The sequence below is a fragment of the Pseudomonas sp. FSL R10-2964 genome (assembly GCF_009600035.1).
In the GTDB taxonomy this organism is placed as follows: Bacteria; Pseudomonadota; Gammaproteobacteria; order Pseudomonadales; family Pseudomonadaceae; genus Aquipseudomonas; species Aquipseudomonas bubulae.
In genome coordinates, this window is record NZ_WIWH01000126.1 from 1 (window position 1) to 326 (window position 326).

The window sequence follows — 326 nt, forward strand, 5'->3', positions numbered from 1 at the left end:
ATTTACGACTCACGCCAAGCTTGCGGGCCAGTTCGGTCTCGGTCATGTGGTCTTGATGTTCCAGAACGAAGTGCTGGAAGTAGTCTTCCAGTGACAGGTCTTCGGTCGGGTCCAGGCTGGTGTTACCGCTGCTGATGCTCTGTTGCGGGGCCAGGCCGATAAAGTCGTCGTCTTGCAAGTCGCTCAGTTCGATGTCGATACCCAGCAGGTCGGCCGAGATTTCCGGGCTTTCGCACAGGATCACGGCGCGCTCTACGGCGTTCTCCAGCTCACGAACGTTACCCGGCCATGAGTAATGGCTGATGGCGCGCTCTGCGTCAGGGGCG

At 59.2% G+C, this 326-nt stretch carries 1 pseudogene; it reads right to left on the minus strand.

The features are described 5' to 3' along the window. Positions 1-326, minus strand: a pseudogene (locus GHN92_RS23680) (sigma-54-dependent Fis family transcriptional regulator); the annotation flags it as partial.